The sequence below is a fragment of the Actinomadura coerulea genome (genome assembly GCF_014208105.1).
GTDB classification, from domain to species: domain Bacteria; phylum Actinomycetota; class Actinomycetes; order Streptosporangiales; family Streptosporangiaceae; genus Spirillospora; species Spirillospora coerulea.
This window is the reverse complement of record NZ_JACHMQ010000001.1, coordinates 4,522,375-4,549,108: the sequence shown is the minus strand read 5'-3', so window position 1 is coordinate 4,549,108 and position 26,734 is coordinate 4,522,375. Positions and strand designations below refer to the sequence as shown.

Here is a 26,734-nt window from a genome sequence, read left to right as displayed (position 1 = left end):
CCCCGACGGCAGCACCGCCCTTCCGGATCTGAGGATGAGCGAGGGGGGGACGGCGCGATCGGCCGCGAGCCCTGAATCGTCACGGGACTCGAATCCGGTGATAAATCCAGCTTGATCGAAAACTAATCCGATGACAAAGCAGGTATGGATGCGCAGGGTGCATTAAGGGGAAGTCGAACAGCCTCTTGAGAAGTTCACTACTGGCGGGTATATTTCGATATTAGTACGGCAGGACTGGGTGGTCTTGTGGTGGAGTCGACGAAGTTCGGCTTTCGGAGTTCTGCGCTCGTCAACCCGGAGGAGTTCGACCTGTAGAACGCGGTCAGTGTCCCTACGAGAAGAAGAAACCACCCCCCCGTGAAGGGAAAGCGGACTCACATGCGAAAGATCACGAGAATGGCCCTGACCATCACCGCGGTCACGGCCACCGCCGGCGCTCTCACCACGACCCCCGCCTGGGCGGCCGGTCTCAACAGCACCTTGCCCGGCGTGCCCTCCCCCTCCATCCAGCCCGTCACTGGAGAGAACAGCGGTTCCGTCGCGGCCGCCAGCAGTAGCGGCGGGGTGCTGACCTGCGTCGACACGGGCGCCGCGAAGGCCTTGACGGCCACCGGAACGGTGAAGGTCGGCACCGGCCTCACGGACCCCATCGGCTCGGTGACCGGTCTGACGTTCAGCAACTGCACGGTCTCCAGCCAGATCGCCACGGTGACGCCTCAGAACCTGCCGTGGTCCCTCTCCACCACGGGCGTGACCGCTTCGGGAGTCACCCCCGGTCGGCTGAGCGGCGTCAGGATCGTGGTGAACATCCCCAGCATCCCGTGCTCCGCGACGTTCCAGGGCTCGACCAGCACCAACGGATTCATCAACGGTACGCACACCAACCCGACGAGCGCCGGTGCCGCCAGCACCCTCTCGCTGCCGTTCGGGTCCACCAACAACCTCGTCGCGACCAGCGTCTCCGCGACGTGCCCCACCAACATCGTCAAGAACGGTGACACGGCCACGCTCGCCGGCGTGATCAAGCTGAGGGGTGTCAACTCCACGGCCAAGGAGGGCCCGACCATCGTTCGCACGTGACGTGAGAGCACGCCTCTGAACGAAGCCGCACCCGGGCGCTCGCCGCCCGGGTGCGGTTCCCCGTCGATCAAGGATGTGAAATGCACCAGGTGTTCCGAGGCGCCGCGCGGCTCGCGGCGGTCGTGGGCCTTGCCGTGAGTGGTGGCGCATTGGTGGCGGTCCCACCGGCGATCGCGGACATCGGCTCCGACATGGTGCATGTTTGCTCCGGTAAGTCCGGAACACATGATGTGGCGCTGCGGATCGAAACGACCGTCCCGTCGACCGGGACCGTCGGCCAGCCGATCCAGCTGGGCACCATCAAGATCGACGTGGGGCTCCCTCCCGAGTTGGTGAAGGAGGTTTCGGCGACTTCCCCCAGCGGGGCGGCGACACCACCGGCGACGAGCGTCACCCCGTCGTCCGCGCCTTCCCCCGCGCTCGGAGGGGTCGCGGAAATCCAGGTCGCGGTTCACGAGCCGGGTGGCGATCGGCGCGCCGGGTGGCCGGCTTTCGCTCTGGCGGCCGCACCGCCACGGGGTGACGAGGCCGTGCACCTGACCGGCAGCGGGGTGGCGCCGCCGGTGGTTCCCGAGGCGCCGGGCGGGCTCTCCTGGTCTGCCGGGGCGGTGGACTTGTCGCTGGTGCCGGGTGACACGACGACGGGGAAGGACACGGCGGGACTGACGCTGCATTGCGCGGCGGAGAAGGCATCGGTGCTCGGGAGCGTACGGGTCCAGCGTGGGGGCGAGGGGACGGTTCCCGGCGCGTCGAGCGCGGCACCCCGTCAGCCCACCGCCTCCCAGGAGGGGTTGTGCAAGCTGATCCCTGCTCGGGGGGAAGATCCGCGGTACGCCATCAGTGACGATCGCAAGCTGGCGGAGATCTTCGAATCCCCGGAAGTTCCGAGCAGCCTGAGTAACAACCCTGCTGCCGGACTGATGTACTGCATCAAAGCCACGGGATACTTCAATATAAAAAAGGCCGGAAACGCTGCTCCTGTCGCTTTCGAAACCAATGCTCGTGCACTGACCGATGCTTATATGGGAAATATAGTCTTCGGGCCGAACTGGCAGGAGTACCGCGGATACTTCATCAACCGTTCCTACCCGACTCCCGCCACGATGCTGGGTTTCGGCTTTATGCCGACACGCGCAGTGGCAGAAGCTGTTCAGGTTGGTTCTCCGAAGGGCGGCGCGACTGATCCGATCACCGGCAACCTGCGGATTCTCCAGCAACTTTCGACTGAATTCGACATACCGGGCGAGAGTGTCGACAGACAACAGCTCAGAGCCAGTGCGTACGTGCGCATCAAGGCGGGCGGGGCCGAGGTCAACGGAGTGCCGCTCGATCTCGGCGATAAATGTATGACAAGCGCCACCTCGCTTTCTGCGACCGGGTTCATGGGAACTCTGGGAACCGGGACGACTCAGTACGAGAGCGGGCAGCCGCTCATCGCCGAAGACGTCACGATCCCCTCCTTCTCTGGTTGCGGGGTGACCGAAGATCTCAGCCCGATCCTCACCGCCAGTGTCTCCGGTGGGGGAAACTATGCGAATCTTGAATCGGGACCTTGGTGTGAGGTCACCACTGGCAACCGTTGCGAGAACGAGGCGGGTGCGCTTCCTCAAACCTTTACCGTAAGCCCGGGTGGGGTTGTCACCGCAGTCGCGAAACCGTTCACCCTGGCATACTCCTGGGACAGTTCAGAGTTCAGGTGCGAGTCGGCGACCATGCGGTTCAATTTTGAACAGGGGCATTGGCAGTCGCGCTTCAGGCTGGCCAAGGGGGATATGTCTCTCGAGGGCTGCGAGGTGGAGACGTCGGATGGCGTCGTCTATCAGGTAGAGGACAAGGTCACCCAAGACGGCCCGTTGTGGCTGAGCATGATCATAAATTCGGCGACCGGCCGGCCGGAGATGAAAATCAACGGCATGCGGCTCAACGCGGCTGTGGACGCCGGCGCAGGGGAGCCGTGCACGCTTCGGATATCCCACAACCTGTCAGCAATTCTTTTCCCGGGGCAGCGTGAAGTCCCTGGGTATATCGGAGGCTCCTATGACAACAGGACCCTCTCCATGAATGTACATAATCTGAAACCCTCGCCGAACTCGACGTGCGCTATCCCGGGGTTCACGGACTTCAATAGCGTCTTCGACTCGTACAAGGGCGACTTCGTCTTCGATCCCGCCCAGCGGATCACTTCGCCCTGACCGAATTCGCCATCACCACGGGCCTTTCGTTTCGGCGCGATCGGACTTCGAGCCGAAGTCCTCAGCCCCCCAGGACTGGCCGCATCGTTGCCCGCACCACCCCGGGTGACGGCAGCGCCAGGCCGGCTCGCTGCAGGCCGTCGCCGGCCTGCAGCGAGTACGGCAGCTCCACGCCGCTCCCCGGCATCTGACGAACATGTGCCGAACGAGTCCGGGCTGAGCGCCAACCGCCGGTGATATGCGGTCGGTGACAATATCACCTGTTCCCGGGTGTCCGGTATTGATATTCGCTAACAAGGCGAAAAAATCTTCACATTCGTGAGTTGCGATGTATTGAACCCAACAATGTTTCGGTATTACTCTCCGATTGGGAATCGAGGATCTTTCACGTTGGGGATCCGCTTCACGGTTCCGCGTCGGCTGGGATCACACTGTGGCTGTCCGGCGCTCTGTGTCCGTTTCTCCCAGCAAGAAGAAAGGACGAAATGGTGAAGTCCATTCGTTTCCGGAGAAGCAGTTCCCGGCTGGCGCTTCCCGCCGTGCTCGGTGCTGCGCTGCTCAGCGTCGGCCTGGCTTCCCCCGCTTCGGCGGCCAACCCGGACCCGATCCCGTCGAGCTTCAGCTTCTCCGACTGTCCACCCCTCCCGGACGGTGCGTCGCCGGACTACTCGCAGTGCTGGGTGGGTGTGGTCACCAGCGGCACGTTCAAGGTCGGCAACTTCGACCAGAAGATCGAGCAGCCGATCAGGATCACCTGGGCGAACACCTTCAACCCCAGCACCTTCGAGACCAAGACGGTCTTCGGCGGGATCAACGCCCCGAAGATGCTCGTCCAGCCCGGCCTGTTCGGTGACCCGCTCCTGTCGGCCGTGTACGCCAAGGTCGAGTACGCCGGCGTCTTCGAGATGCCGGTCAGCAGCAACTTCGAGATCAACATCGGGCTGAAGGTCCGGCTCATCAACCCGTTCCTCGGAAGCAACTGCACGGTCGGCACCAACAGCAACCCGATCAGGGTGAGCCTCACCACCGGGACCACCAGCCCTCCGGCCCCCAACACGCCCATCACCGGCGAGGGTCTCTCGATCGCGCGGCCGGACTCGACGCCGCCGGTGCTCCAGGCCAAGCACGTCGGCAACTCGTTCGCGGTGCCCGGTGCCAAGGGGTGCCTGTTCGGCGGCGGCGTCGCCGACTGGCTGGTCAACCAGGTGGGGGGATTCCCCTCGGCGGCCGGCAAGAACACGATGATCCAGAACGAGTACCTCGTGTCGAAGAACTACAGCCAGCTCTGAAGCTGAGCCCGTTCGACCGGTCCGTGCCCGCGGCGACCCCGCGGGCACGGGACCGCCGGCGAGGTTCCGAACAGGGCGATCGGCAACCCGTGGCCGGCGGAAGGCGCGAGATGGACGCCGGAACTGTTGACGTGACCACGGTGACAGAATTGGGCCGACAGTTCCGGCTGCGTGCGGATGTGATCGGCGGCCTGGGGCGGCCGGACGGCAACGGTCGTGGCACGGTGCTTCTCCGGATTGTCTCCGACTGATCATTCAATCAGGCCATTCTTGTTGGCCGGTGAGTGTCGCGGCCATTCAGGCGCGGGATCCCTTCGGTAATGATGTGCGATGGCCGTGGTGTGGGTTACATTTTATCGAGGCTTTTCTTGAACGGTGCGAGGGGAGGAGCGAATGACGAGGGCCCTCGTTGGGGGAGGGAGACGTCCCGGAGCTCTCCCGCCACAGGTCATCGCCATTCTGAGTGCTGAGCTGCCCTCGCTGGCCGAGGAGATCCTCGAGGAGGTCCAGCGGTCGGTTCCCGAGTACGCGCGCCAGGAGGGGATGCCGGAACCGGCCGCCTACCGGATCACCGTCGAGCAGGCCATGGCGGCCTTCGTCGACCAGGTCTCCGGCGGCGGCGACGGCTACGAACGGCGCGACGAACTGTGCCGGGAACTCGGTCGCAGCGCGGCCTACCAGGGGCGCACGCTGGACGCGCTGCAGGCGGCTTACAGGGTCGGGGTGCAGGTCGCGTGGCGGCGGGTGGCGGCCGTGGCGCGAACGCGGCGGCTGCCCGCGGAGGTGACGACGCGGCTGGCCGAGGCGCTGTTCGCCTACAACGACGAGCTGGCCTCCCTGTCCGTCGGGGGCTACCTGGAGGTCCGGTCGTCCGCCGACGAGCTGCCCGGCGATCACCGGCGGCTGCTGCGCATGGTGCTCCGGCCCGGCGCGGCGAGCGGCGCGCTCGCCGAGGCCGCCGAGGCCGCCGGCTGGGCGGTGCCCCGCACGGTGACGATGGTCGCGATGCCGGCGCGCGCGCGGTGCGTCCGGGAGGCGATGGACCGCGACGTGCTCGTCGACCTCGCGGACACCGAGCCCCATCTGCTCATCCCCGGCGGATACGGCCCGGAGCGCGCGGCGATGCTGAGCCGCGCCCTGCCCGACCGCCGCTCCGCGGTGGGGCTGACCGTCCCGCTGGGGGAGGCGGCCGACTCGCTGCGCTGGGCGCGGCGGGCGCTGGCGCTGGTCGAGGCGGGCTGCCTGGAGGACGGCGGCCCCACACTGTGCGAGCGGCACCTGCTGGAGCTGTGGCTGCTCTCGGATGGACCGCTGCTCGACCAGCTCGCCCGCCGGGAACTGGGCGCGCTGGCGGAAATGCCGCGCACCCGGCGTATGCGCGTGACCGAAACCCTGTGCGCGTGGCTGGACGCGCAGGGGAACGCGGTGGAGGCGGCGCAGAGGCTCCGGCTGCACCCGCAGACCGTCCGGTACCGGATGCGGCAGATCAGCGCGGAATTCGACCGGCAGCTCGCCGACCCGGCGGCGCGTTTCGTGCTGGACGCGGTGCTGCGCGCGTACCGGTTGCGGGAGCGCGGCCCCGCACTGAAATGAGACCGGCCCCTAATGGGCGCTGAATGTGACTACCGTGCCACAGCCTGGTGAATTTACCTTCCCTTTACCTTGCTGGATTTCGTATGATCTAAGTTCGACGTGTTTCAGCTCACAGAATGCAGAGGGTGCGCAGGGTCCCCGCTCGGCGCGCCCTCGGTGTTGACGCCATATGGCCGATCATCCGGACGACCGGGTGCCCCGCCCGGAACACCCCTCGTTCGCGATGGCGGTGTCTGGAGGTGTGCCGACCCCATGGCACAGCAGACGTTGACGCGGGAGGCGGCGAGTCGCCCGGGCCGGCTGCCACGCCGGCTCGCCGTGCTGATGCGCCCGGAACTGCCCAGCCTCGCCGGGGAGATCATCGACGAGGTGCGCCGGTCGATCCCCGAGTACGGGCGTCCCCTCAAGGGGCCCTACGTCGAGGCACTGCGCATCGGGGTCGACCGTGCCCTGACGGACTTCGTCGACCGGGTCGCCAACCCGCTGGAACCGGGCGTGCGCCATCAGGAGACCTACCGCAGGCTCGGCCGCTTCGAGGCCCAGGAGGGCCGGACGCTCGACACCCTCCAGGCCGCGCTGCGCATCGGTGTCCAGGTCGCGTGGCGGCGCATCATGAAGGTCGGGCCGCGCCGGCGGTTGTCGCCCGAGGTGATGGCCCAGCTCGCCGACGCGCTGTTCGCCTACATCGACGAACTGGCCGCGCTCGCGCTGGAGGGTTACGTGGACGCCCGCCCGGACGGCGAGGCCGAGGCGCACCGCCGCCGCCTGCTGGAGCTCCTGCTCCGCCGCGACGTGTCGTCCCGCGTCCTGGCCGAGGCCGCCGAACGGGCCGGGTGGACGCTGCCGGACGAGGCGACCGCCGTCGTGGCCCCGCCCGGCGCCCGGTACGTCCGGGCCCTCCTGGACAAGGACGTGCTCGCCGACCTCACCGCCACCCAGCCGTTCCTGGTCGTTCCCGGAAGGCCGACCCCGGAGCGCCGGCGATCCCTGCTCCGCGTCCTGCCCGACAGGCAGCTCGTCATCGGCCTCACCGTGCCGATCGCGGGCGTCGCCGACTCGCTGCGCTGGGCGCGGTGCGCCCTCGGCCTGGTGGAGACCGGTGTGATCGAGGACGCCCCGGTGACCGACTGCGAGGAGCACCTCATCACCCTCTGGCTGCTCTCCGACCAGGCCCTCGTCGACCAGCTCGCGCACCGCCACCTCGGTGGGATGGACGGCTTCAGCCCCCGGCAGCGCGACCGCCTGCTGGAGACCCTGCACGCCTGGCTGGTGACCCGCGGCACCGCCAACGACATCGCCAGGGAGCTCGGCATCCACCCGCAGACCGTCCGCTACCGGATGCGGCAGGTCGAAGGAGTCCTGGGCGACCGGCTGACCGACCGTGAGGCGCGCTTCGCGATCGAGGCCGTGCTGCGTGCGACGCGGTTGCGCGAACGCGCCGCCCGGCCGCCCGGCACGAGCGCCGGACGGGATGGCGCCGCCGCGCGGGAACGAGCACCGATTGATAATCGCCCGATATCCGATCGGCGCGATATGAGCACCTGAAACGAACCTTGACCTGCGGGGTTGATTCCCCGAATCGCCGCATGCTTCCATCCAATCCAATGCAATTCGGCGAATAATCGCAATGCGGCGGAGGTGCGTTCGGGGTGCGTTCACGATCGGCTTCGCTCCTGGCCGGATTCGGAGCGGTGACGCTCATCGGGATGGTGGGCGTCCATCCGGTTCTCGCGGACGAGCCGGCCCCCACGCCGACCACCACCGTCACCGAAACGCCGACCCAGACGCCGACCCAGACGCCGACGGAGACGCCGACCGAGACGCCGACGGAGACGCCGACCGAGACGCCGACCGAGACGCCAACGGAGACGCCGACGGAGACGCCGACCGAGACGCCAACGGAGACGCCGACCGAGACGCCAACGGAGACGCCGACGAAGCCGCCGACGAAGCCGCCCACGAAGCCGCCGGCCGGCCCGGGCAAGCCCAAGACGCCGGTACTGTCCCTGGGGCTGACGGTGTCGGCGGCGACGATGCGGCCCGGCGGCTCGATCACCGCGACCGTGCGGGTGGCGTCGGCGAACGCCACCGCGAACGGGATCGTCCTGCGGATGTCGGCCTCGGGCGCCACGGTCGGTCCCCGGACGCAGTCCCTCGGCAGTGTCGGATCCGGCGGCGCCTCCGCGATCGCGACCGTGCGGGCCCCGTCCGGTGCGGAGCCCGGCGTGATCACCCTGCGTGCGGCCGTCTCGGCGGCCGGTGCCAGGAGCGTGTCCCGCAGCTACAAGCTGATCATCACGTCCGGGTCCGGGGCGCTGCCGCCGGGGATCAGCCCGACGACGCCCGGCGTCCCGCCGCTGACCCCGCCCGACTTCAACCCCCTGGCCGGCATGACCGGGCCGCAGGTGGCGCTGCCGCCGATCGTGTCCGCCGAGTCCCCGCAGATCGCGCCCGCCTCCGGGCCCCTCGTCCCGGTGTCCAACCTGCGCAGGCTGCCCCCCGAGCCGTTCACCATCGAGGAGTTGACCGCGCTCCAGGCGGGGTTCCTCGCCGCGTTGGGGGCCGGGGTGGTGCTCCTGCTGCTCCGGATGCGGCTGATCAGGCGCTCCGACGGCCGCGTCCCGCTCGCCGCGCGCCGCCGCCTGCGCGCCGCCGGATCGCGGGTCGCGGACAAGCGCCCCACCGCGGCCCGGCTCCGCACGCTCCCGCCGCAGCCCGCCCGCGCCCGGCAGCCGCGCCCGCTCCAGCCGGTCCCCCCGATCCGGCTCTCCGTCCGCCGGGTGCACACCGCCCGCCCCTGACCAGCGCGTCCGCCGGGCCACGGCTCCCAGAGTCCGCTGTGGCGCCGGCGGAGGCCCTGCGCGAGGAGGTCAGGAGGTCAGCGGGCCAGCCGGATCAGGATCCGGCACACCTCGTCGATGATCTCGGCCGCCTCCGCCTCGTTCTCGGCGGTGGCGATCTCCCGCCCGGCCTCGCCGATCACCGTCGTGAGCACGAGGCTCAGCACCTGCTCGGGACGTCCGGCGGGCACGTCGCCGGACGGGCCGCGCAGCAGCTTGGTGTTCTGCGCGATCCAGTGCTGGGCGCGGCTGCGGCGCATCAGCGACGACCCGGACGGGCCCTCCCCGGCGAGGAACAGCCGGGCCGCCTCGCGCCGCTCCCAGCACACCCGCAGGTAGGCGCGGGCGCCCTCGATGAACAGCGCGATCGGGTCGGACTCGCCGTCCCTGCGGGCGGCGGACACCGCCTGCGCGGCGCTCGCCTCCTGCTCCTCGGTGAGGTCCTCCCACAGCGCGACGTAGAGGCCGGCCTTGCCGCCGTAGTGGTGGTAGAGGCTGCCGACGCTGATACCGGACCGCTCCACGATCTCGGCGATGCCCGCGTCGGCGTAGCCGCGGTCGGCGAAGACCCGCAGCGCCGCGGTCAGCAGCGCCTGGCGGGTCGCGTCGGCGCGGGCCCACTGGCGGCCTCCGCCGCCCTCGGCTCCGGCGCCCTCACCCGTACCGCCCGCCCGCTCGGCGCCGGTCGCCCGCTCGGTGCCGGCGCGGCGCGCCCTGCTCGTCCGCATCCCCTTATGGTGCCAGGCCCGGCCGCCCCGTTGGGCTCAGTACCAGTTGTGCGCCTGCCACCAGTCCCAGGCGAGGCACGGGTCCTTGTAGCGCGCCTTGATGTAGCCGAGCCCCCACGCGATCTGGGTGGGGGAGCTGGTGCGCCAGTCGGAGCCCGCGCTGGCCAGCTTCGAGCCGGGCAGGGCCTGGGGGATGCCGTAGGCGCCGCTGGAGGGGTTCTCGGCCCGCTCGTTCCAGCCGCTCTCGTGGTTCCACAGCGTCAGCAGGGACGGCCAGCAGCGGCCCCATCCCTTCAGCTCGTTCATCTTCTTGCCGTACGCCTTGTTCTGCCCGGCGCTCGGATTCGACTTGGCGAGCCGCTCGCGCTCCTGCTGGGCCTTGAGCTTCGCCCGCGCCGCCGCGTCCCGCTTGGCCTTCTCCTTGAGCCGCTTCAGCTCGCGCTGGTGCTCCTTGTAGGCGCGCTCCTTGGCGACGGCGACCGCGTCGGCCGCGACCTTGTCCATGTCGGACGCCGACGTCAGCTTCGCGAGCATGTCGTTGGTGGACAGGCCGGCGCTCGCGGCCTTCGGCGGATCGCTCGCGTCGTCGACGAAGCTGCCGAGGTCGACCACCGTCAGCGCACCGCCGAGCACGCCGATCGCCACGATCGTGATGGTGACGTTGCTGGTGAGCACCCGCCGGACGCGCCGCCCGCCCTCGCGGGGCTCCCGTGGCGCCTCCGGCTTTCCGTACGGGTCGCGCCGCCCGTCCGGCTCGGGCGGCTCCGATCCGTAAGGTCCCCCCGTACCGCGGGCGTCAGCCGGCGTGCGCGGCTCCGGCACGCGCGTGGCGCGCCTCGTGCCGGCCCTCCTGGAGCCGCGGCGACCCCCCGCGCTCCCTTGGGCGCCTCCGGCTTCCTCGGCGGGACGTCTGCGTGTGCCGCGACTCTGTGGCATAGGAGAAGACTGCCTTATCGCCCGGGTGTGGTGCTCTCGATGAGCAAGTACGCAGGCCGGACGATACCCGGTTCACCCGGCCCGTCGTCCACGGCCGCCTTCGCCGCCGGGGTTCAGCAGCTCGACGTCGCCGGCGGCCAGGCGCGCGGGCTGCAGCGCCTCGAACAGCTCCCGGTGCATCCCGTCGAACGCCGCGAGCGCGCCTTCGGGCGCCTCCAGCGCCCGGCTCACCTCGTTGGCCCGCTCCCGTCCCGCCGCGGTGATCTCGACGAGCGTGGCGCGCCGGTCGCGGGGATGCGGGGTCCGGGCGACGAGCCCGGAGGCCTCCAGCTGGTCCACGGTGAGCTTCACCGTCGTCGGGTGCATCATCAGGATCCGGCCGAGCGTGCTCAGCCGGGCCCGCCCGTGGACGGTGAGGGCGAGCGTGGTCAGCAGGAAGTAGCCGGTCCGGGTGAGGTCCAGCCGCTTCAGCTCCACGTCCAGGGCCTTCTTGAGCAGCTGGTTGAGCCGCCCGACCGAACAGATCGCCAGGAACGGCCACGGATCGCCGAGCAGGCCCTGGCCCTCCCAGCGGTCGCGCACGCCCATGACCAGCGGGTCCACGCGGTCGTCCATCTCTTCTTCTACGCCTCGTCGCGCCTCGGTCTGCACCGGCTGATCGTAGCTTCGGACAAAACCAGATGTAAGTACTCGCTTCTTAGACCTTCTTCCAATAGAGTGCCTCAAATCACAGGCGGAGCCCGTGTGCTCTGGAGGGTGCGCGGAGTCGCCTGTGGTACCGGTCTCGGCCGAGACCGCTGTGGCGCGCGAACGACCATGACGAGGGCGCCCCCGCGGTACCGGCAGGATCCGGTGTTTCGGATGGGCGCCGACGTCCGAGCACGAAGGAGGCTGGAGTGACCCTTCTCAACCCCGCCCCGGGGGAGGGCACCGGCTGATGGCCCTGAGCCTGACCAAGGCCCCGGACCTGGCACGCAGACGCGTCGGGAGAGCACTCGACGAGACCGGACTGCTGTGCGTGACCCTCCTCGAGGGACTGCGCCGCACCTGGGACCTGCGCCAGTGGTGGGGCGAATTCGTCGAGCAGTGCTGGTTCCTCGCACGCGTCACGAGCGTGCCGGTCATGCTCATCGCCGTGCCGCTCGGCGCGACCATCTCGCTCCAGGTGGGCGACATCGCCCGGCAGCTCGGCGCGCAGTCGGGCACCGGGGCGCTGCTCACCGCGGCGATGATCCAGCAGGTGGCGCCGCTGGCCGCGGCCCTGCTGGTCTCCGGCGTGGGCGGATCGGCGATCACCTCCGACATGGGGGCCCGCAACATCCGCGACGAACTCGCGGCGATGGAGGTCATGGGCATCAACCCGATCCACCGCCTGGTCACCCCCAGGCTGTGGGCGGCGAGCACGGTGTCCGGACTGCTCTGCTCGGTGGTGATCCTCGCGGGCATCGTCGGCGGGTACTACTTCAACGTCATCCAGCAGGGCGTCAGCCCCGGCGCGTTCTTCGACGGCGCCACCACCCTGCTGCAGTTCTCGGACCTGATGATCACGCTGTTCAAGGCGTGGGTGTTCGGATTCATCGCCGCCGCGGTCGCCTGCTACATGGGCATGAACTGCGACTACGGCCCCGTCGGCGTCGGCCGCGCGGTGAACCGGGCCGTGGTCGTCACCTCGATCGTGGTGTTCGCGACGAACTACATCCTCACCATGATCTACCAGGTCCTCTTCCCCCCGAGGTTCTGATGGTCGCCATATCCCCCGTCCGCAAGCTGGGCCGCGCCGTCAGGGGCCGCACCGCGGGCCTCGCCGCGTCGGCCGACCTGCCGGTGTTCCTCGGCCGGGTCCTGTACCACCTGCTGTTCGACATCATCATCCGGCGCAAGTACGGCAAGACCCTCGCCAAGCAGGTCAGCGACATCACCGTCGGCGTGGGCGCGCTCGTCATCGGCGGCGGCATGATCTTCGTGATCGCGACGATGTCGCTCGCCACCGGCGCCATGGTCGGCCTGCAGGGCTACCCCGGGCTGGAGCGCATCGGCGCCGAGGCGTTCACCGGACTGGTCGCGAGCTACTCCAACGTCCGCGAGGTCACTCCGATCATCGCGGGGGTCGCGCTGGTCGCGCAGGTCGGCACCGGGTTCACCGCCGAGATCGGCGCGATGCGGATCTCCGAGGAGATCGACGCGCTGGAGGTCATGGGCATCAACTCGCTGGCCTACCTGGTGTGCACCAGGGTCGCCGCGGGCGTCATCGCGCTGGTGCCGCTGTACCTGGTGTCGCTGTTCATGGCGTTCTTCGCCACGAGGTTCATCACGATCCAGTACTTCGGCCTCTCACCCGGCATCTACGACTACTACTTCCACCTCTACCTGCCGCCGATCGACGTCTTCTACAGCGTCATCAAGGTCGCGGTGTTCGCCTTCATCATCATGTTCATCCACTGCTACCGCGGCTACTACGCGGCGGGCGGCCCGGTCGGCGTCGGGGTCGCCGCCGGCCGCGCCATCCGGGAGTCGACCATCCTGATGATCCTGATGAACCTGGTCCTGTCGTACATCTTCTGGGGCCACGGCAGCACGGTGAGGCTGACCGGATGAGCGACGAATCGATGTCGAGCCGCTCCCGGACGGTCTTCGGGCTGGTCGGCGCAGGCGTCATCGCGGTGGCCGCGGCGTTCGTCGCGGTCGGCTCCACACCGTCCCACGCGGGCTCCACCTACTACGACGCGACGTTCGGCCGCGCCGGGCAGGGGCTCGACCCCGGCAAGTCCGACGTGAAGGTCCGCGGGATCGCGGTCGGGGCCGTCGAGAGCGTCAGGCTCGACCGCGACGGCCGGGTCACCGTCCGGCTCCGGGTCGACAAGGGCGTGAGGGTGGCCGACACGGCGGTCGCGACGGTCGAGCCGGTCTCGGTGTTCGGCCCGAAGGACCTCGCCCTCGACCTCGGCGCGCACGAGCTGACCGGCCCCTACCTCAGGGACGGCGGGCGCATCGCGAAGACCAACGACCCGCAGGAGCTGTCGGACACGGCCTGGCCCACCTACCGGCTCACGCGGGCGATCAACCCCGACGACGTGGAGACGATCCTGCACACGTTCGGCGCCGGGCTCTCCGGGCAGGGGCCGGCGCTGCGCCGGACGATCGACAACGGCGCGATCGTCGTCGACGCCACCTACAAGGACCGGGCCGCCATCCGGTCGCTGCTGAACGACATCAACGGCCTGTCCGGGACGTTCGAGTCGCGCGGCGACACCCTCACCCGCTTCGCCGGGGACTTCAACCGGCTCTCCCAGGTCGTCAACGAGCGTCCGGACAAGGTCACCCAGCTGCTGGACGAGTCGGCGCGGCTCGGCGAGACGGTCGGCACGAACCTGGAGCGGCACGGCCGCAACCTCGGCAAGATCATCGACTCGGGCGGCGAGGTCGTGCGGGTGTTCAACGGGCAGCGCCGCAACGTCCCGGTCCTGCTCGACAGCCTGACCGGTTTCTTCGGCCTGCTGGCGCAGATCATCCGCATCCCCGGCCCGGAGGGCACCCTGATCGCCCAGGCACGCGACGACCTCCCGCTGGACATCTGCCAGATCCTCATCGACGTCTGCCCGGTCAAGCCCAAGACGACCGCGTTCGACGTGCCGCTCCCCGGCACGGGCGGCAAGCCGGGCGGGCAGCGCCGCACGGCGACGGGGGCACGGCCGTGAGCCCGCTGCTGCGCGGCAAGACCGCGCGCGGGCCCGAGTACACCACGGTCCTGAAGTTCGTGGTGTTCGTCGTGCTGACCGGGCTGCTCACGTTCTACATCGGCCAGCAGATCCTCGGCACGAGCTTCAAGTCCCGCTACCGGCTGTCCGCCACGTTCGACGACGTCACCGGCCTGCTGGAGGGCGACGCCGTGAAGGTGGCGGGCACGCCCGTCGGCCAGGTCGAGAGCATCAAGGTGGTGCGCGGCAAGGCCGTCGTGAAGATGGCCGTCGACAAGGAGGTCCGGCTGCCCTCCGACTCCACCGCCGCGATCCGCTGGCGGAACGTGATGGGGCAGCGGGTCGTCTACCTGGAGCCCGGGACGGAGCGGGGCAGGCTCGGCGACGGCGACCGCGTCCCGCACACCAGGTCGGTGGTCGACCTCGGCGCCATCGTCGACAACCTCGGCCCGCTCACCCGCAACCTGGACCCGAACCAGCTCAACAAGATCCTGTTCGCCTTCTCCCAGGCGCTGGACGGCAACGAGCAGAACATCTCGCTGCTGACCGAGAACCTGGACATGCTGCTGCAGACGTTCGCGGCCCGCAAGAAGACGATCAAGGGGATGATCGACGACTACGAGACGGTGAGCGACGCCATCGCCACACGGGACCGGCAGATCGCCGCCAGCGCCGACAACCTGGAGTCGCTGACCCGGATCTTCGCCGACAACCGCAAGCTGCTGGAGAGCGCGGTCGTGGAGGTCGCGGGCGTCACCACCAACCTCAACCAGGTGCTCGGCGGCAACGACGCGCAGCTCGCCCGCATCATCGGCAACCTCGGCAGGTTCAGCGAGACGTTCCGGCTGAACGTCGACCAGCTGGAGAAGATGGTGCAGCAGCTGCCGCTGACCCTCCGGCAGCTGTTCGCGTCCGCGAACGGCGGCCACTACCTGCGCACCAACGCGCTCTGCCTGAACGTCGTGCAGGGCCCCTGCCCGTTCCCGATGGAGCTGCCGAGGTCGCCCGGCGCGGGGCAGCCCAGCAAGGACGACCTCACCAAGCTCAGGAAGATGCTGATGGGGGGTGGCGGCTGATGGCGCTGAAGTCGCTCCGCGACGTCAACCACAAGATCGTCGCGATCGTCACCGTGACCGCGCTCGGCGCTGGCTGCGTGTTCGCGTTCGCCGTCGGCCAGCTGCACCTGCTCGACCGCGGCTACACGATGAGCGGGGAGTTCAGCGACACCGCCGGGCTGAAGAAGGGCCAGGACGTGCGGGTCGCCGGGGTGAAGTCCGGCCGGATCACCTCCGTGGAGCCCGACTTCGCCCACGGCAGGGTCATCGTCTCCTGGCACGTGAACTCCGGGATCGACCTCGGCCCGAAGACCCGCGCCGACATTCAGACGACGACCCTGCTCGGCGGCCGGTACCTGCGGCTGTCCGGCCCGGTCTCCAAGCCCTACCTGGCGGACGTGCCGGAGTCGCGGCGGCGGATCCCGCTGGCCCGCACCAGCGTCCCGTTCACCGTGCCGGAGGCGCTGGAGGGCGCGCAGAACATCGTCGGCAAGCTCGACCAGCGCAGCGTCGACAGGCTGCTCACCGAGATCAACAAGATCAAGTCACCGGGCGCGGTGAAGCTGGGCCGCATCCTGACCAACATCCAGGAGCTGTCCCGGACGCTGAACGACTCCTATCCGCAGATCCAGCAGCTGATCGAGAACAGCAAGACGATCACCGGGACGCTGGCGGGCAAGGACCGGGAGCTGCGTCAGATCATCGACGCCAGCCAGGTGCTGCTGCAGTCGCTCGTCCGGCGCCGGGGCGAACTGGCCGCGGCGATCGGGCAGGGCAGCCGGACCGTCCGGACGCTGTCCAACGTGATCTCCAGGAACCAGAAGGAGCTCGACACCCTGCTGGACAACCTGCACCTGCTGACGACCCGGCTCGCGCCCAACATGGACGCGCTCAACACCGACTTCTCACTGCTCGGCCCGACGTTCCAGCAGGTCGCCAACCTCAAGGGCAACGGCCAGTACATCGAGGGCCTCCTCACCGGCCTCGGCCCGCTTCAGCCGGCCGGCCCGATCTCCACGCGGCGACCGCAGGGAGGCAACTGATGAGCGGCGACGGCACCGGGGGACGGCCCCCCGAAGGCACCGGCTCCGTCCCCGGGCGCGGCCGGCTGCGCGGCGTGGCGGTCGCGCTCGGCCTCGCCATGACCGCCTCGCTCGGCGGCTGCTCGCTCGCCCCGTCCGCGGGCGGCGAGCGCACCATGGTCGTCTACGTCCCGAAGGCCCGCTCCTTCTACAAGGAGTCGAAGGTCAAGGTGATGGGCGCCGACGTGGGGCTCGTCGACAAGGTCGAGAACCAGGGCGACCGGGTGAAGGTCACGTTCCATCTGCGCCGGGACGTCCCGCTGCCGAAGGGCGTGCAGGCCTCGATCGTCCCGCTGAACCTGATCGGCGAGCGCAACCTCGTCCTGCACCCGGCGTGGAGGCCGGGGGAGGCCAAGGAGACCGCGGACGTCATCCCGATCGAGCGCACCCACGTGCCCGTCGAGGTGGACGACGCGCTCAGCTCGTTCACCAACCTCGCCAACGCGCTCGACCCGACCAAGATGCAGACCGCGCTCGGCACGGCCGCCGACACGGTGAAGGGCAACGGCAGGGAGTTCAACGCGACCCTCGAGCAGAGCGCCCGCCTCGTCGAGAACGTCGCCGGGCAGGACAAGGAGCTCATCGAGGTCGCGCAGAACCTCAGCCGGCTGGCCGGGGTGGTGCGCGGGCGCGAGCAGGTCCTCGGCACCATGATCCGTGACTTCGGGACCGCGAGCCAGGTGCTGAGCTCCGAGCGGGGCGAGCTCCAGCAGCTGATCAGCGGCATTCTGGAGCTGGCGAAGAACGGCGACAAGCTGCTGCGCAAGTACAAGGGGAACCTGCCCTACGACCTGGCGGTCCTCACCCGGACGGCCCTGATCCTCAAGGGCAACGCCCGGGAGCTGGCGCAGCTCATCCGCGTACTGCCCGGCATCAGCGACGCGCTCATCGGCGGCTACAACCCAAAGAACAAGTCGCTGCAGATCCGGTTCGCCACGGACGCGTTCCTGCGGACCTGGCTCAAGGGCCTGATGAACTCCGACGACGCCGACTGCCCGCTGCCCGCCCCCAACTCCAACTGTCCCTGGCAGAACGGAGGCAACTGATGGGCAGGCTCGTCATCTCCGGAAGGCGCGGCGCGGCCGCCGGCGGCAGGCTGCTGCTGGTGCTCGCCGCGGCCGCGGCCCTCGCCGTCTCCGGCTGCTCCTACAAGACGGCCGGCGCGCCGAAGGGCGGCCTGACGCTGACCGCCACGTTCGACGACGCGCAGGGCCTCGTCGCCGGGCACAGCGTGAAGATGTCCGACCTCACGATCGGCACCGTCACGAAGGTCGAGCTCGCCGGCTACCGGTCGAAGGCGACGCTGGCCGTCAAGGACGGCGTCAGGATCCCGCAGGGCACCCGCGCCGAGATCAAGGTGACCTCGCTGCTCGGTGAGAACTACGTGGACCTGCAGATGCCGCCCGGCGCGAGCATGGACCGCGGCCCGTTCCTGACCACCGGCGCGGCGATCACCAACACCAGCGTCCAGCCGGCGTTCGAGCAGGTCGTCGGGCAGGCCGGACCGCTGATCCAGGCCCTGGCCGGGAACGACGTCGCGACCGTCGTCAACGCGGGCGCCACCGCCCTGGACGGCAACGGGCAGAAGCTCAACAAGACGATCGCGCAGGCGGGCGCGCTGCTGGGGATGTTCGCCGAGCAGCGCCGCGAGCTCGGCGAGTCGGTCGACCGGTTCGCCCGGCTCGGCCGGTCCCTCGCGAGGGGCAGCGACACGCTGGGCGAGACGCCCGGGCAGCTCGAACGCACCACGCGGCTGCTGAACCAGGACAAGCACAAGATCATCGAAATGGTCGACAAGCTCACCAAGACGGCCCGCGAGCTGAACGACAAGGTGCTGGAGGGGCGCATCCAGCGGTTCCGCTCGCTGCTGCGCGACCTCGACCCCGTCCTGCAGCAGCTCGGCGACAACCGCAAGCGGCTCACGGCGCTCGTGGACGGCCTGGTCGAGTTCAGCGACAAGCTGCCGCGGGCCACCTATGACGGCCAGCTGCTGCTGTACCCGCTGCTGCGGATCGTCTGGCCGGACGGGACGCCGATCTTCCCGGGCCTCGGCCAGAGCCCCAAGAAGAAGAAGGCCGCGACCCCGGAGATCCCCAAGCAGCTCCAGGGCGCTCTGCCGGACCTCGACAAGATCCTGGAGCCGCGCGGATGAACAGACGGCTGACGATCAACCTGGCGGCGTTCGGCGTGCTCGCCGCGGTGATGGTCGTGTGGGCGTTCAACAACGTCGTCCGCTTCGACTTCATCGACCGGCCCTACCACATCACCGTGGAGTTCGAGTCCTCGCCGGGCCTGCACCCGAACTTCGAGGTCGACTACCTCGGCCTGCGGGTCGGCAAGATCGACTCGGTGAGGCTGACGAAGGACAAGGTCGTCGTCCGGCTGGACATGGAGCGCGGCGTCAAGATCCCGCAGGGGGTCACCGCCGCCGCGGCGCGCAAGTCCGCGGTGGGGGAGCCGGTGGTCGAGCTGACGCCGGGGCCCGGCAGGGCCGGCGCCCCGCCGATGAAGCCCGGCACCGTCATCCCGGTGTCGCAGACGAAGGTCCCGCCGAAGTACGGCGACCTGTTCGGCGCCGTCATCGACACCCTGAAGGCGATCGACCCCGACGACGCCAAGGTGCTCAGCCAGGAGCTGGCCGCCGGATGGGCCGGGCGCGAGGGCTCCCTCCGCCAGATCATCAACGGTGGCGACGACCTCACCCAGACGTTCGCGCAGAACACCGAGCTGCTGGACGGGCTGACCAACGACCTCGGCCGCATCACTCACGTGCTGAACCAGAACCGCGGTTCGCTCGGCGCCGGGATCGACAACCTCGCCGCGCTCATGGCCGCGCTCAGCCAGGTGCGCGGGCAGATCGCCGAGCTGCGCGACCGCGGCCCCGGCCTGCTCGCCACCGTCAACGACCTGCTCGACCAGACCGGTCCCGACTTCGGCTGCGCCGTGGACATGCTCGGCAACCTCGGCATCGGGAGCTACGACCCGAACTACCTGAACGACCTGCGGAAGACGCTCGCGGTGGCGCCGCAGCTCAAGGTCGTGCTGGAGAACGTGATCGGAAGGGACCAGGGCCAGCCCGTCCTGAACGTCGTCTTCCAGGTCACGCTGAAGCGGCTCGCCACGCTGGAGTACAAGTACCCGCGCGCGCAGCCGGCGGTGAACCAGGTCCCGACCTGCCCCGGCGGCCGCACGCCGGCGGTGACCAAGCAGAAGCCCTACAAGGCGAAGAACCCGGGCGAGACGATCCCCACCCACGATCCCGCCCTCCAGCGGAACGTGCAGGCCAGGAAGGCCGCGAACGAGAGCGACTCCTCCGGCGGACCGCCGATCTGGCTGGTGTACGTTCCCCCGATCATCGCCCTTCTGGTGCTGATCAGGGTCATGATGGGCTCGGTGCCCGTGGTGTCCCGCCTTTCCCGACTGCGTCGGGGCAAGGACTGACCCCAATCCGAGGAGTATCCGAAGTGACAGCCAAGACCACCAAGGGCGGGTCCGACGAGGTCGAGGCGGTCCCGGCCGAGGAGGCGCCCGAGCGGACCGAGGCCGCCGAGCCGGAGGCCGCCGAGCGGGCCGCCCGGCCCGCCGCCAGGCGCAAGCGCCGGGTGCGGGTCATCGAGGTCATCGACGACGAGGACCTCGACGAGGTCCTGGAGGCGCTCGACGCCGAGGACGAGGAGGCCCCGGACGAGGCTCCGGCCCGTCCGGCCGGGGCGGCGGCGAAGCCCGCCGCCAAGCCCGCCGCGAAGGCCCCCGCCAAGCCGAAGCCGCGCCCGGCCCGCCTCGAACCGCCGGAGGACGAGGTCGAGGAGGAGGCCGAGGAGGAGGCCGAGACGCCGAAGAAGGCTCCGGCGCGTCCGAGCGCCGCGGCGTCCTCACCGGACCGGCCGGGCATCTTCGGTCTCGGCATGGTGCAGGCGGTCGTGGTGGTCGTCCTGGTCGCGCTGCTGGCGAGCCTGGCGATCTGGCAGTGGACGAGCGCGAGCTCCCTGTCGTCCGAGCAGGACGAGCGGGACGCGGTGAGCAAGGTCGCGTCCGCCTACGGCGACGTCGCGCTCAACTACAACGCGCAGAACTACCAGACGCAGATGGACAAGGCCCAGAAGCTCATGGGCGGCGACCTGCTGGAGAGCTTCAAGAGCACCACGCTCCCCAGTCTCGGCGCGACGTTCAAGAACAACCCCGAGCTGTCGCTGACCTCCAAGACGAACCAGGTCTTCGTGGGCAGCGTGGACGGCAGGTTCGCCACGGCCGTCGTCATGGTCGACATCGACGTCCGGACCAAGGACGGCTCGACCGCGGCCCCCGCGACGCTGCTCCGCCTCGCCCTGGCCAAGATCGACGGGAAGTGGAAGGTCACCCGGCAGTACGCGTCGGGCGTCAACGACCAGAACCAGAACCAGCAGAACCAGTTGCCGGCCGTTCCGGGCGGGGGCGCGTCGAAGTCGCCCGCGGCGGAGAAGACCGGCAAGCCGAAGAACTGAGCCCGCGCGGTCCCGACGAGCGCGGTCCCGAGCGAGCGCCCCGGCACGGAAGCCGTGCGGGGCGCTCGCGCGTTATGCGGGTGACGCCGCTCGCGGGATGACGGGGCGGCCGGACGGAGGCGGGGGCATCATGTCGATCGTGACGGAGCAGGACGGGCAGGGCATGGCCGTCCCGGACGCGCTGGTGCACGAGTTCGGCGCGCTGCTGGGCGCGGCGTCGGTGCTGGAGCGGATCGCGGGCCGCGAGCTGGAGCGCCGCTGCGGCATCCGGCACGCGGTCTTCGAGGTGCTCCTGAGGCTGTCCGGCGAGGGCGGCGACTGCGCGGTGTCGATGGGCGGCCTGGCCGGCGAACTCATCCTGACCAGCGGCGGCATGACCCGCATCGTCGACCGGATGGAGGAGGCCGGGCTCGTCCGCCGCGAGCCCGCGCCCGGCGACCGGCGCCGCCAGAACGTGGCGCTGACCCCGGCCGGCCAGGCGAAGTTGGACGAGGCCCTGCGCGTGCACGCCGAGACGCTCCGCGCGCACTTCGCGGGCCCCCTCACCGAGGAGCAGCGGAGCGTCCTGGTGGACGCGCTGCGCGTCCTCCGCACCACCGCCCGCGAGGAACTAGGCGACCTGCGCTAGCGCAGGTCAGCGGGAGTAGTGCTCTACTACCAGCTGCTCGTCGCAGATGATCGGGATCTCGGGGCGCTCCGGCAGCCGGGCGAGTCGGGCGGCCAGCGCGTCGTGCCGGACCTCCAGGTAGGGCGGGACCTCGGCGGCGTGGCCGCCGGCCGCCGCGACCTGGAACGGGACCATCGCGCGGCTCCGCTCGGCGACCGTGATGACGTCGCCGGGCCGCAGCCGGTAGGACGGGCGGTCCACGCGGCGGCCGTTCACCAGCACGTGGCGGTGCACGACGAACTGGCGGGCCTGGTAGATCGTCCGGGCGAAGCCGGCGCGCAGGACGAGCGCGTCCAGCCGGAGTTCGAGGTCGACGAGCAGGGCCTCGCCGGTCTTGCCGCCCGTCCGCGCGGCCTTGTCGAAGGCGTTGCGGAGCTGCGCCTCGCGGATGTTGTACTGCGCGCGGAGCCGCTGCTTCTCGCGCAGCCGGACCTTGTAGTCGCTCTCCTGCTTGCGGGCGCGGCCGTGCACGCCGGGCGGGTAGGGCCGCGCCTCGAAGTACTTCACGCTCTTCGGCGTCAGCGGGATGCCGAGGGCCCGCGAGAGCCGCACCTTGGGACGGGGGTTGTTCATCACGCTCCTTGATGGTTAGGTAAGCCTAAGTTAGGTAAGCCTAACCTGAGACGTCAAGGAGGCACGGTGCCGCGAGCGGAGACCACGCAGGCCGCGCAGACCATCCAGGGCCCCACGGCGGCGGAGCGCGCGCGGACCCTCGCCTACGGCGTCGCGGACGGCGTGCTCGTCGCGCCCGGCGTCCCCTACGCTCCCGTCCCGGCGCACACCACCGACCGGGACGGCCGGCCGCTGCTGCTCGTCCGGGCGGACGCGCCCATCGCCGCGGCCCTGACCGGAGAGGACGACGTGCCCGCCACCCTGCGGACCAGCGACGTCGCGCCGGTGCCGCTGCCGGACCGCGTCCGGGGCCGGGCCTGGCTGCACGGCTGGCTGAGCGAGGTGCCGGACGGCGAACTGCGGGCCGCCGCGCTGCTCCTCTCGCACGCGCACCCGCGCCCCGAACTGCTCGACCTCGGCGCCGGGCGGGACGGCCGCCGCGAATGGACGGTCCTCGCCCTCGAAACCGCTCAGGTGGAGATCGAGGACGCCTGGGGGAGCGCCACCCTGGAACCGGAGGAGTACGCGGACGCCGCGCCCGACCCGTTCGTCGCCGTCGAGGCGGGCATCCTCACGCACCTGGACTCCGCCCACCGCGCCGAACTGCCGCGGCTGCTGCCGGAGGCGGTCCCGCCCGGACCCGTCCGGCCGCTCGCGCTCGACCGGTACGGCATGTGGCTGCGCTGCTCGGCGCCGCCGCCGGGCGCGCCGTCGTCGTTCGACGTGCGGCTCCCGTTCGCCGAGCCTGTCAGTGATCTCCACGGTCTGCGGCGCGTGTACCGGAGGCTGTTCGCCCGCGCGACCCCGTAGTGCGCGGGGCGGCTGTACGTACAAACCCCGCCGAATGCCAGTGATCTCCCGGATGGCGGCCGGGCCCCCGCCCGAGCGATGATCGTGTCCCCGGTCGAGGACGCCGCTTCATTCCCCGGCCGGACGGCCTCGACCGCCGGTTCGCCCCTGCGGGGTGGGCGGACCGGCGGCGAGACGGTACCGGCCGGCCGGGACGCGGCGCCTTCGGCCGGGCCGGTGGTCCGGCGCGGTGCGAGCACGAGCATGAGCAAGGGGGCGCACCGGGCCACTGGTCGCGATTGGCCGTTTCCGCCGCGCCGATCCCGCCGCACGCTGGGACCATGACCGCACATCACCCGCAGACCCGGGCCGTCCACCCGCCCGTGATCGTCCCCGACGGCAGCCGCCCGCTCGGCGTCCCGATCTACCAGGGCCACCTGTTCTCCTTCGACACCTCCGACGAGCTGGCCGCCGCGTTCCAGGGCCCCGGCGAGGCGTTCATCTACGCCCGGATGGCCAACCCGACCATCCGCGCCCTGGAGCAGTCGCTCACCGAACTCGAAGGCGGATCGGGCACGATCGCCACCGGGTCGGGCATGGGCGCGGTCAACGCGGTGCTGACGGCACTGCTCGGCAGCGGCGACCACGTCATCGCGCAGGCCGCCCTCTACGGCGGCACCCACGCGCTGCTCCAGGACCTCGCCGCCCGATGGGGCGTGGACGTCACGTTCGTCTCCGGCGACGACCCGGCCGAGGTGCGCGACGCGCTCCGCGACACGACGAAGCTCCTCTACCTGGAGACGGTCGCCAACCCCACCACCCATGTGACCGACCTGCCCGCGTTCACCGAGGCGGTCCGCGGGACGGGCGTGCTGACCGTCGTCGACAACACCTTCGTCCCGCTCCTGTGCAGGCCCATCGAGCACGGGGCCGACATCGTCGTCCACTCCACGACGAAGTACCTCGGCGGCCACGGCGACACCATCGGCGGCGCCGCCGTCTTCGCCGACCCGTCCGTCCACCGGCGGGTCTGGGAGCACGCCGTCGAGCTGGGCTCCTCCCCCGACCCGTTCGCCGCCTGGCTGACCGTCCGGGGCCTCGCCACGATGCCGCTGCGCGTGGCCAGGCAGAGCGAGTCCGCCCTCGACATCGCCCGCCGCCTCGCCGGCCACCCGTCGGTCACGCGCGTCCACTACCCGGGGCTGGAGGACCACCCGCAGCACGAGACCGCCCGGCGGCTGCTGCCGGACGGCGCCGGAGGCGTCCTCGCGTTCGAGCCGGCCGGCGGCCGCGACGCGGGCCGGATCTTCTCCGAGGCCGTCGAGCTGGTCTCGCTCGGCCCGTCGCTCGGCGACATCGCGACGCTCGTCATGCACCCGGCCAGCACGTCGCACCGGCAGCTGGACGCCGCGTCCCTCGCCGCCGCGGGCATCGGCGAGGGAACGGTGCGCCTCGCCGTCGGCCTCGAACACCCGGACGACCTGTGGGCCGACATCGAGCAGGCCCTGCACAAGGCGTCCTAGCGCCCGTCCTGGAACAGGGCGGGTGCTAGAGGTAGAAGCCGGTGGCGGTGGCGGGGGCGTCCTGGCCTTCGGGACGCTTCTCGCCCTTGCGCAGCGCGGCGAGCTCGGCGAGCGTCGCGCCGTCGGCGCCGATCTCCGCGCCGGGGACGTCCGTCCCGTCCAGCCAGGCGAGCGACTCCGCGCGGGTGAGCCGGCCCACCTCGATCTGGGCGAGGCAGCGGCCGGGGCGGACCACCGCCGGGTGCAGCATGGCGAGGTCCTCGTTGGTGGTGATGGCCACCAGCACGTCCCGGCCCTGGCCGAGCATCCCGTCGGTGAGGTTCAGCAGCCGCGACAGGCCCTGGCCCGTCGACTGCTTGGCCTCGCCGCGGATCAGCTCGTCGCAGTCCTCCAGGATGAGCAGCCGCCAGCGGCGGTTCTCGTCCTCGTCGTCGCCGACCGCGACCTCCATCAGGTAGCTGGGCGTGCCGAACAGCGCCTCGGGGTCAAGGACGCAGTCGGACTGGCACCAGTCGTTCCAGGAGCGGGCGAGGGCGCGCAGCGCGGTGGTCTTGCCGGTGCCGGGCGGGCCGTGCAGGAGCAGCAGCCGCCCGGAGACCTCCTCGCGGGTGAGCTTCATCACCGAGTCGAGCGCCTCGGCGACCGGCGCGGTGTAGTTGCGCCGGATGTCCGCCCACGCGTCGGCGGTGATGGCGCGCTCGCTGCGGACGGGGCCGTGCGCACCCATGTGCCAGAAGCCCATCTCGACGCTGGTCTCGTCCACCTTCGGCGGCTCGGTCGCGTCCTTCACCGACGCCGCCAGGACGCTCTCGGCGAGCTCGTCGGTCACCGCGGACACCGCCACGTAGGCGATGCCGCTCTTCCACCTGTTGCTCAGCAGCGTCCAGCCGTCGCCCTCGGACAGCACCGACTCCTTGCCCTTCTCGTGCGCGACCCGCACGAGCCTGGCGTCGGCCGGGCGCAGCGGCGCCTCCGTCCGGACGTTCTCCAGCCGCGTCGACCGCGACCAGGGCTGCTCCCCGGACGCGAAGGGGCGCAGCGACAGCACGTCCATCACGTCGGCGGGGGAGTTGTTGTCGGACAGGTTGAAGACCACGGGCAGCGCGGGCTCCGGCGCCTCGGCGCCTTCCCGGGGCTCGATCAGATGCAGGACCTCCTGCGGCCTCTCCTGCGACATGGTCATGACACCGATGATCACGCCCCGCGGCGCGCCGCGTCCACCGAATTAGCCGGACGCGCCGCGCGGCGGGCCCGGGGCGCCGTTCGCCGGGGCCCCGGCGCCGATCAGGAGCCGCCGCCCTCCCCGGCCTCGCGCTCCGCGTGCGCGGCCTTGCGCGCCTCGGCCTCCTCCAGGTCGAGCTTCTCCGCCTCCTCCGGCGTCGGCGCCGAGCCGCCGAGGTAGGCGGGCTGCCACCACGTCTCGTCCGAGCGCGGGACGTCGGGGTACTCGCGCTGCGCCTTCTCCAGCAGCTCCGCCATCCGGGCGTGCAGGTCGCGGGTGACCTGCTCGTAGTCGTCGCCGCGCTTCGGGTACATGGGCTCGCCGACGATGATCGTCACCGGCACGTTGCGCTGGAGGAGCCGCCGCTTGCGGCCCTTGGTCCACATCCGCTGCGGGCCCCAGAGCGCGACCGGGATGAGCGGCGTCTTGGACGCCACCGCCATCCGCACCGCGCCGCTCTTGATGTCCTTCACCGTGAACGAGCGGCTGATCGTCGCCTCCGCGAACACCCCGACGATCTCCCCGCCGCGCAGCGCCTTGAGCGCCGCCGCGTAGGAGGAGGCGCCCGCGTTGCGGTCCACCGGGATGTGGTGCATGCCGCGCATCAGCGGCCCGCCGATCCGGTTGTCGAAGATCTCCTTCTTCGCCATGAACCGCACCAGCCGGCCCGCCGGGTGCGCGGCGAGGCCGGCGAAGATGAAGTCGAGGTAGCTGACGTGGTTGCTGACGAGCACCGCGCCGCCGGTACTGGGAATCTGGTCGGTCCCCTCCAGACGGATTCTGATGTTCAGGGCCTTGAACACGCCGAGAGCCGTCTTGATCACCGGTGGGTACACGAGTTCGCGCATGTAGGCACCGTACTTGAGCAACTCCTGATCAGCGAGTGTGAGGCGGGGATCGCGATGCATCGCACAACCGGGCCCAAACCTGAGAAGGTGGGTGTGCAACTG

24 protein-coding genes are annotated in these 26,734 nt (G+C 70.4%); 18 read left to right on the top strand and 6 right to left on the bottom strand.

Features of this window, described 5'->3' with window-relative positions; translation table 11 throughout:
* Positions 1 to 396 precede the first annotated feature (396 nt).
* From BKA00_RS20775 to BKA00_RS20750, 6 genes are all read left to right on the top strand, one after another.
* Positions 397 to 1,080, top strand: coding sequence for a hypothetical protein (locus BKA00_RS20775; protein WP_185027419.1), 684 nt, complete (start codon positions 397 to 399; stop codon positions 1,078 to 1,080).
* Between the two features lie 80 nt (positions 1,081 to 1,160).
* On the top strand, positions 1,161 to 3,272 hold the full coding sequence (locus BKA00_RS20770; RefSeq protein ID WP_185027417.1) for a DUF6801 domain-containing protein: 2,112 nt from the start codon (positions 1,161 to 1,163) through the stop codon (positions 3,270 to 3,272).
* Positions 3,273 to 3,757: 485 nt separating this feature from the next.
* Positions 3,758 to 4,561 (top strand): hypothetical protein, encoded by an 804-nt coding sequence (locus BKA00_RS20765; RefSeq protein WP_185027415.1) that lies wholly within the window; start codon positions 3,758 to 3,760, stop codon positions 4,559 to 4,561.
* Between the two features lie 393 nt (positions 4,562 to 4,954).
* Complete coding sequence (locus BKA00_RS20760) at positions 4,955 to 6,154, top strand: PucR-like N-terminal domain-containing protein (RefSeq protein WP_185027413.1); 1,200 nt, start codon at positions 4,955 to 4,957, stop codon at positions 6,152 to 6,154.
* Positions 6,155 to 6,406: 252 nt separating this feature from the next.
* Positions 6,407 to 7,699: a PucR-like N-terminal domain-containing protein gene (locus BKA00_RS20755; protein WP_185027411.1), complete on the top strand. Its 1,293-nt coding sequence runs from the start codon at positions 6,407 to 6,409 to the stop codon at positions 7,697 to 7,699.
* Between the two features lie 104 nt (positions 7,700 to 7,803).
* Positions 7,804 to 8,955, top strand: a complete 1,152-nt coding sequence (locus BKA00_RS20750; protein ID WP_185027409.1) for a TrbL/VirB6 family protein — start codon at positions 7,804 to 7,806, stop codon at positions 8,953 to 8,955.
* Positions 8,956 to 9,032: 77 nt separating this feature from the next.
* On the opposite strand, the gene BKA00_RS20745 is transcribed toward BKA00_RS20750, so the two are convergent.
* The 3 genes from BKA00_RS20745 to BKA00_RS20735 all read right to left on the bottom strand — a co-directional run bounded on the left by BKA00_RS20745 (position 9,033) and on the right by BKA00_RS20735 (position 11,273).
* Positions 9,033 to 9,722 (bottom strand): TetR/AcrR family transcriptional regulator, encoded by a 690-nt coding sequence (locus BKA00_RS20745; RefSeq protein ID WP_185027407.1) that lies wholly within the window; start codon positions 9,720 to 9,722, stop codon positions 9,033 to 9,035.
* 36 nt (positions 9,723 to 9,758) lie between these two features.
* Positions 9,759 to 10,397, bottom strand: coding sequence for an aggregation-promoting factor C-terminal-like domain-containing protein (locus BKA00_RS39110; protein ID WP_230299314.1), 639 nt, complete (start codon positions 10,395 to 10,397; stop codon positions 9,759 to 9,761).
* Positions 10,398 to 10,730: 333 nt separating this feature from the next.
* Positions 10,731 to 11,273 (bottom strand): MarR family winged helix-turn-helix transcriptional regulator, encoded by a 543-nt coding sequence (locus tag BKA00_RS20735; protein WP_185027403.1) that lies wholly within the window; start codon positions 11,271 to 11,273, stop codon positions 10,731 to 10,733.
* A gap of 322 nt (positions 11,274 to 11,595) precedes the next feature.
* Between BKA00_RS20735 and BKA00_RS20730 the strand changes: the two genes are divergently transcribed.
* From BKA00_RS20730 to BKA00_RS20685, 10 genes are all read left to right on the top strand, one after another.
* Positions 11,596 to 12,399 (top strand): MlaE family ABC transporter permease, encoded by an 804-nt coding sequence (locus tag BKA00_RS20730; protein ID WP_185027401.1) that lies wholly within the window; start codon positions 11,596 to 11,598, stop codon positions 12,397 to 12,399.
* Positions 12,399 to 13,253 (top strand): ABC transporter permease, encoded by an 855-nt coding sequence (locus BKA00_RS20725; RefSeq protein WP_179846536.1) that lies wholly within the window; start codon positions 12,399 to 12,401, stop codon positions 13,251 to 13,253. The genes BKA00_RS20730 and BKA00_RS20725 overlap by 1 nt, the downstream gene beginning before the upstream one ends.
* Complete coding sequence (locus BKA00_RS20720; protein ID WP_185027399.1) at positions 13,250 to 14,353, top strand: MlaD family protein; 1,104 nt, start codon at positions 13,250 to 13,252, stop codon at positions 14,351 to 14,353. The genes BKA00_RS20725 and BKA00_RS20720 overlap by 4 nt, the downstream gene beginning before the upstream one ends.
* On the top strand, positions 14,350 to 15,429 hold the full coding sequence (locus tag BKA00_RS20715) for an MCE family protein (RefSeq protein ID WP_230299313.1): 1,080 nt from the start codon (positions 14,350 to 14,352) through the stop codon (positions 15,427 to 15,429). The genes BKA00_RS20720 and BKA00_RS20715 overlap by 4 nt, the downstream gene beginning before the upstream one ends.
* Positions 15,429 to 16,451, top strand: coding sequence for an MCE family protein (locus tag BKA00_RS20710; RefSeq protein WP_185027397.1), 1,023 nt, complete (start codon positions 15,429 to 15,431; stop codon positions 16,449 to 16,451). The genes BKA00_RS20715 and BKA00_RS20710 overlap by 1 nt, the downstream gene beginning before the upstream one ends.
* Entirely contained in the window at positions 16,451 to 17,536 is a 1,086-nt protein-coding gene (locus tag BKA00_RS20705; RefSeq protein ID WP_185027396.1) for an MCE family protein, read from the top strand. Before BKA00_RS20710 ends, BKA00_RS20705 begins: the two co-directional genes overlap by 1 nt.
* Positions 17,536 to 18,642, top strand: a complete 1,107-nt coding sequence (locus tag BKA00_RS20700; RefSeq protein ID WP_185027394.1) for an MCE family protein — start codon at positions 17,536 to 17,538, stop codon at positions 18,640 to 18,642. Before BKA00_RS20705 ends, BKA00_RS20700 begins: the two co-directional genes overlap by 1 nt.
* Positions 18,639 to 19,931, top strand: coding sequence for an MCE family protein (locus tag BKA00_RS20695; protein WP_185027392.1), 1,293 nt, complete (start codon positions 18,639 to 18,641; stop codon positions 19,929 to 19,931). The genes BKA00_RS20700 and BKA00_RS20695 overlap by 4 nt, the downstream gene beginning before the upstream one ends.
* 23 nt (positions 19,932 to 19,954) lie before the next feature.
* Entirely contained in the window at positions 19,955 to 20,971 is a 1,017-nt protein-coding gene (locus BKA00_RS20690; protein ID WP_185027390.1) for a hypothetical protein, read from the top strand.
* Positions 20,972 to 21,101: 130 nt separating this feature from the next.
* A complete protein-coding gene (locus tag BKA00_RS20685; RefSeq protein WP_230299312.1) occupies positions 21,102 to 21,599 on the top strand; it encodes a MarR family winged helix-turn-helix transcriptional regulator in 498 nt (165 codons plus the stop codon).
* Between the two features lie 6 nt (positions 21,600 to 21,605).
* On the opposite strand, the gene rpsD is transcribed toward BKA00_RS20685, so the two are convergent.
* Positions 21,606 to 22,211, bottom strand: coding sequence for a 30S ribosomal protein S4 (gene rpsD / locus BKA00_RS20680; protein WP_185027388.1), 606 nt, complete (start codon positions 22,209 to 22,211; stop codon positions 21,606 to 21,608).
* Between the two features lie 66 nt (positions 22,212 to 22,277).
* Here rpsD and BKA00_RS20675 point away from each other — a divergent pair, with 66 nt between their 5' ends.
* Positions 22,278 to 23,060, top strand: a complete 783-nt coding sequence (locus BKA00_RS20675) for a DUF2470 domain-containing protein (protein ID WP_185027386.1) — start codon at positions 22,278 to 22,280, stop codon at positions 23,058 to 23,060.
* 320 nt (positions 23,061 to 23,380) lie between these two features.
* Positions 23,381 to 24,562: a trans-sulfuration enzyme family protein gene (locus BKA00_RS20670; protein ID WP_185027384.1), complete on the top strand. Its 1,182-nt coding sequence runs from the start codon at positions 23,381 to 23,383 to the stop codon at positions 24,560 to 24,562.
* Positions 24,563 to 24,587: 25 nt separating this feature from the next.
* Here BKA00_RS20670 and BKA00_RS20665 read toward each other — a convergent pair whose 3' ends face one another.
* Positions 24,588 to 25,745 carry a DUF5925 domain-containing protein gene (locus tag BKA00_RS20665; RefSeq protein WP_338072149.1) on the bottom strand — a complete coding sequence of 386 codons (1,158 nt, stop codon included), beginning with the start codon at positions 25,743 to 25,745 and terminating at the stop codon, positions 24,588 to 24,590.
* Between the two features lie 101 nt (positions 25,746 to 25,846).
* A complete protein-coding gene (locus BKA00_RS20660; RefSeq protein WP_185027382.1) occupies positions 25,847 to 26,632 on the bottom strand; it encodes a lysophospholipid acyltransferase family protein in 786 nt (261 codons plus the stop codon).
* Positions 26,633 to 26,734 lie beyond the last annotated feature (102 nt).

Coding starts and splice junctions, on each gene's coding strand:
- BKA00_RS20685 (WP_230299312.1), top strand. CDS start 21,102: ATGTCGATCGTGACGGAGCAGGACGGGCAGGGCATGGCCGTCCCGGAC.
- BKA00_RS20725 (WP_179846536.1), top strand. CDS start 12,399: ATGGTCGCCATATCCCCCGTCCGCAAGCTGGGCCGCGCCGTCAGGGGC.
- BKA00_RS20695 (WP_185027392.1), top strand. CDS start 18,639: ATGAACAGACGGCTGACGATCAACCTGGCGGCGTTCGGCGTGCTCGCC.
- BKA00_RS20660 (WP_185027382.1), bottom strand. CDS start 26,632: ATGCGCGAACTCGTGTACCCACCGGTGATCAAGACGGCTCTCGGCGTG.
- BKA00_RS20665 (WP_338072149.1), bottom strand. CDS start 25,745: ATGACCATGTCGCAGGAGAGGCCGCAGGAGGTCCTGCATCTGATCGAG.
- BKA00_RS20705 (WP_185027396.1), top strand. CDS start 16,451: ATGAGCGGCGACGGCACCGGGGGACGGCCCCCCGAAGGCACCGGCTCC.
- BKA00_RS20770 (WP_185027417.1), top strand. CDS start 1,161: ATGCACCAGGTGTTCCGAGGCGCCGCGCGGCTCGCGGCGGTCGTGGGC.
- BKA00_RS20745 (WP_185027407.1), bottom strand. CDS start 9,722: ATGCGGACGAGCAGGGCGCGCCGCGCCGGCACCGAGCGGGCGACCGGC.
- BKA00_RS20735 (WP_185027403.1), bottom strand. CDS start 11,273: ATGGACGACCGCGTGGACCCGCTGGTCATGGGCGTGCGCGACCGCTGG.
- BKA00_RS20765 (WP_185027415.1), top strand. CDS start 3,758: ATGGTGAAGTCCATTCGTTTCCGGAGAAGCAGTTCCCGGCTGGCGCTT.
- BKA00_RS20775 (WP_185027419.1), top strand. CDS start 397: ATGGCCCTGACCATCACCGCGGTCACGGCCACCGCCGGCGCTCTCACC.
- BKA00_RS20760 (WP_185027413.1), top strand. CDS start 4,955: ATGACGAGGGCCCTCGTTGGGGGAGGGAGACGTCCCGGAGCTCTCCCG.
- BKA00_RS20755 (WP_185027411.1), top strand. CDS start 6,407: ATGGCACAGCAGACGTTGACGCGGGAGGCGGCGAGTCGCCCGGGCCGG.
- BKA00_RS20730 (WP_185027401.1), top strand. CDS start 11,596: ATGGCCCTGAGCCTGACCAAGGCCCCGGACCTGGCACGCAGACGCGTC.
- rpsD (WP_185027388.1), bottom strand. CDS start 22,211: ATGAACAACCCCCGTCCCAAGGTGCGGCTCTCGCGGGCCCTCGGCATC.
- BKA00_RS20710 (WP_185027397.1), top strand. CDS start 15,429: ATGGCGCTGAAGTCGCTCCGCGACGTCAACCACAAGATCGTCGCGATC.
- BKA00_RS20670 (WP_185027384.1), top strand. CDS start 23,381: ATGACCGCACATCACCCGCAGACCCGGGCCGTCCACCCGCCCGTGATC.
- BKA00_RS20720 (WP_185027399.1), top strand. CDS start 13,250: ATGAGCGACGAATCGATGTCGAGCCGCTCCCGGACGGTCTTCGGGCTG.
- BKA00_RS20700 (WP_185027394.1), top strand. CDS start 17,536: ATGGGCAGGCTCGTCATCTCCGGAAGGCGCGGCGCGGCCGCCGGCGGC.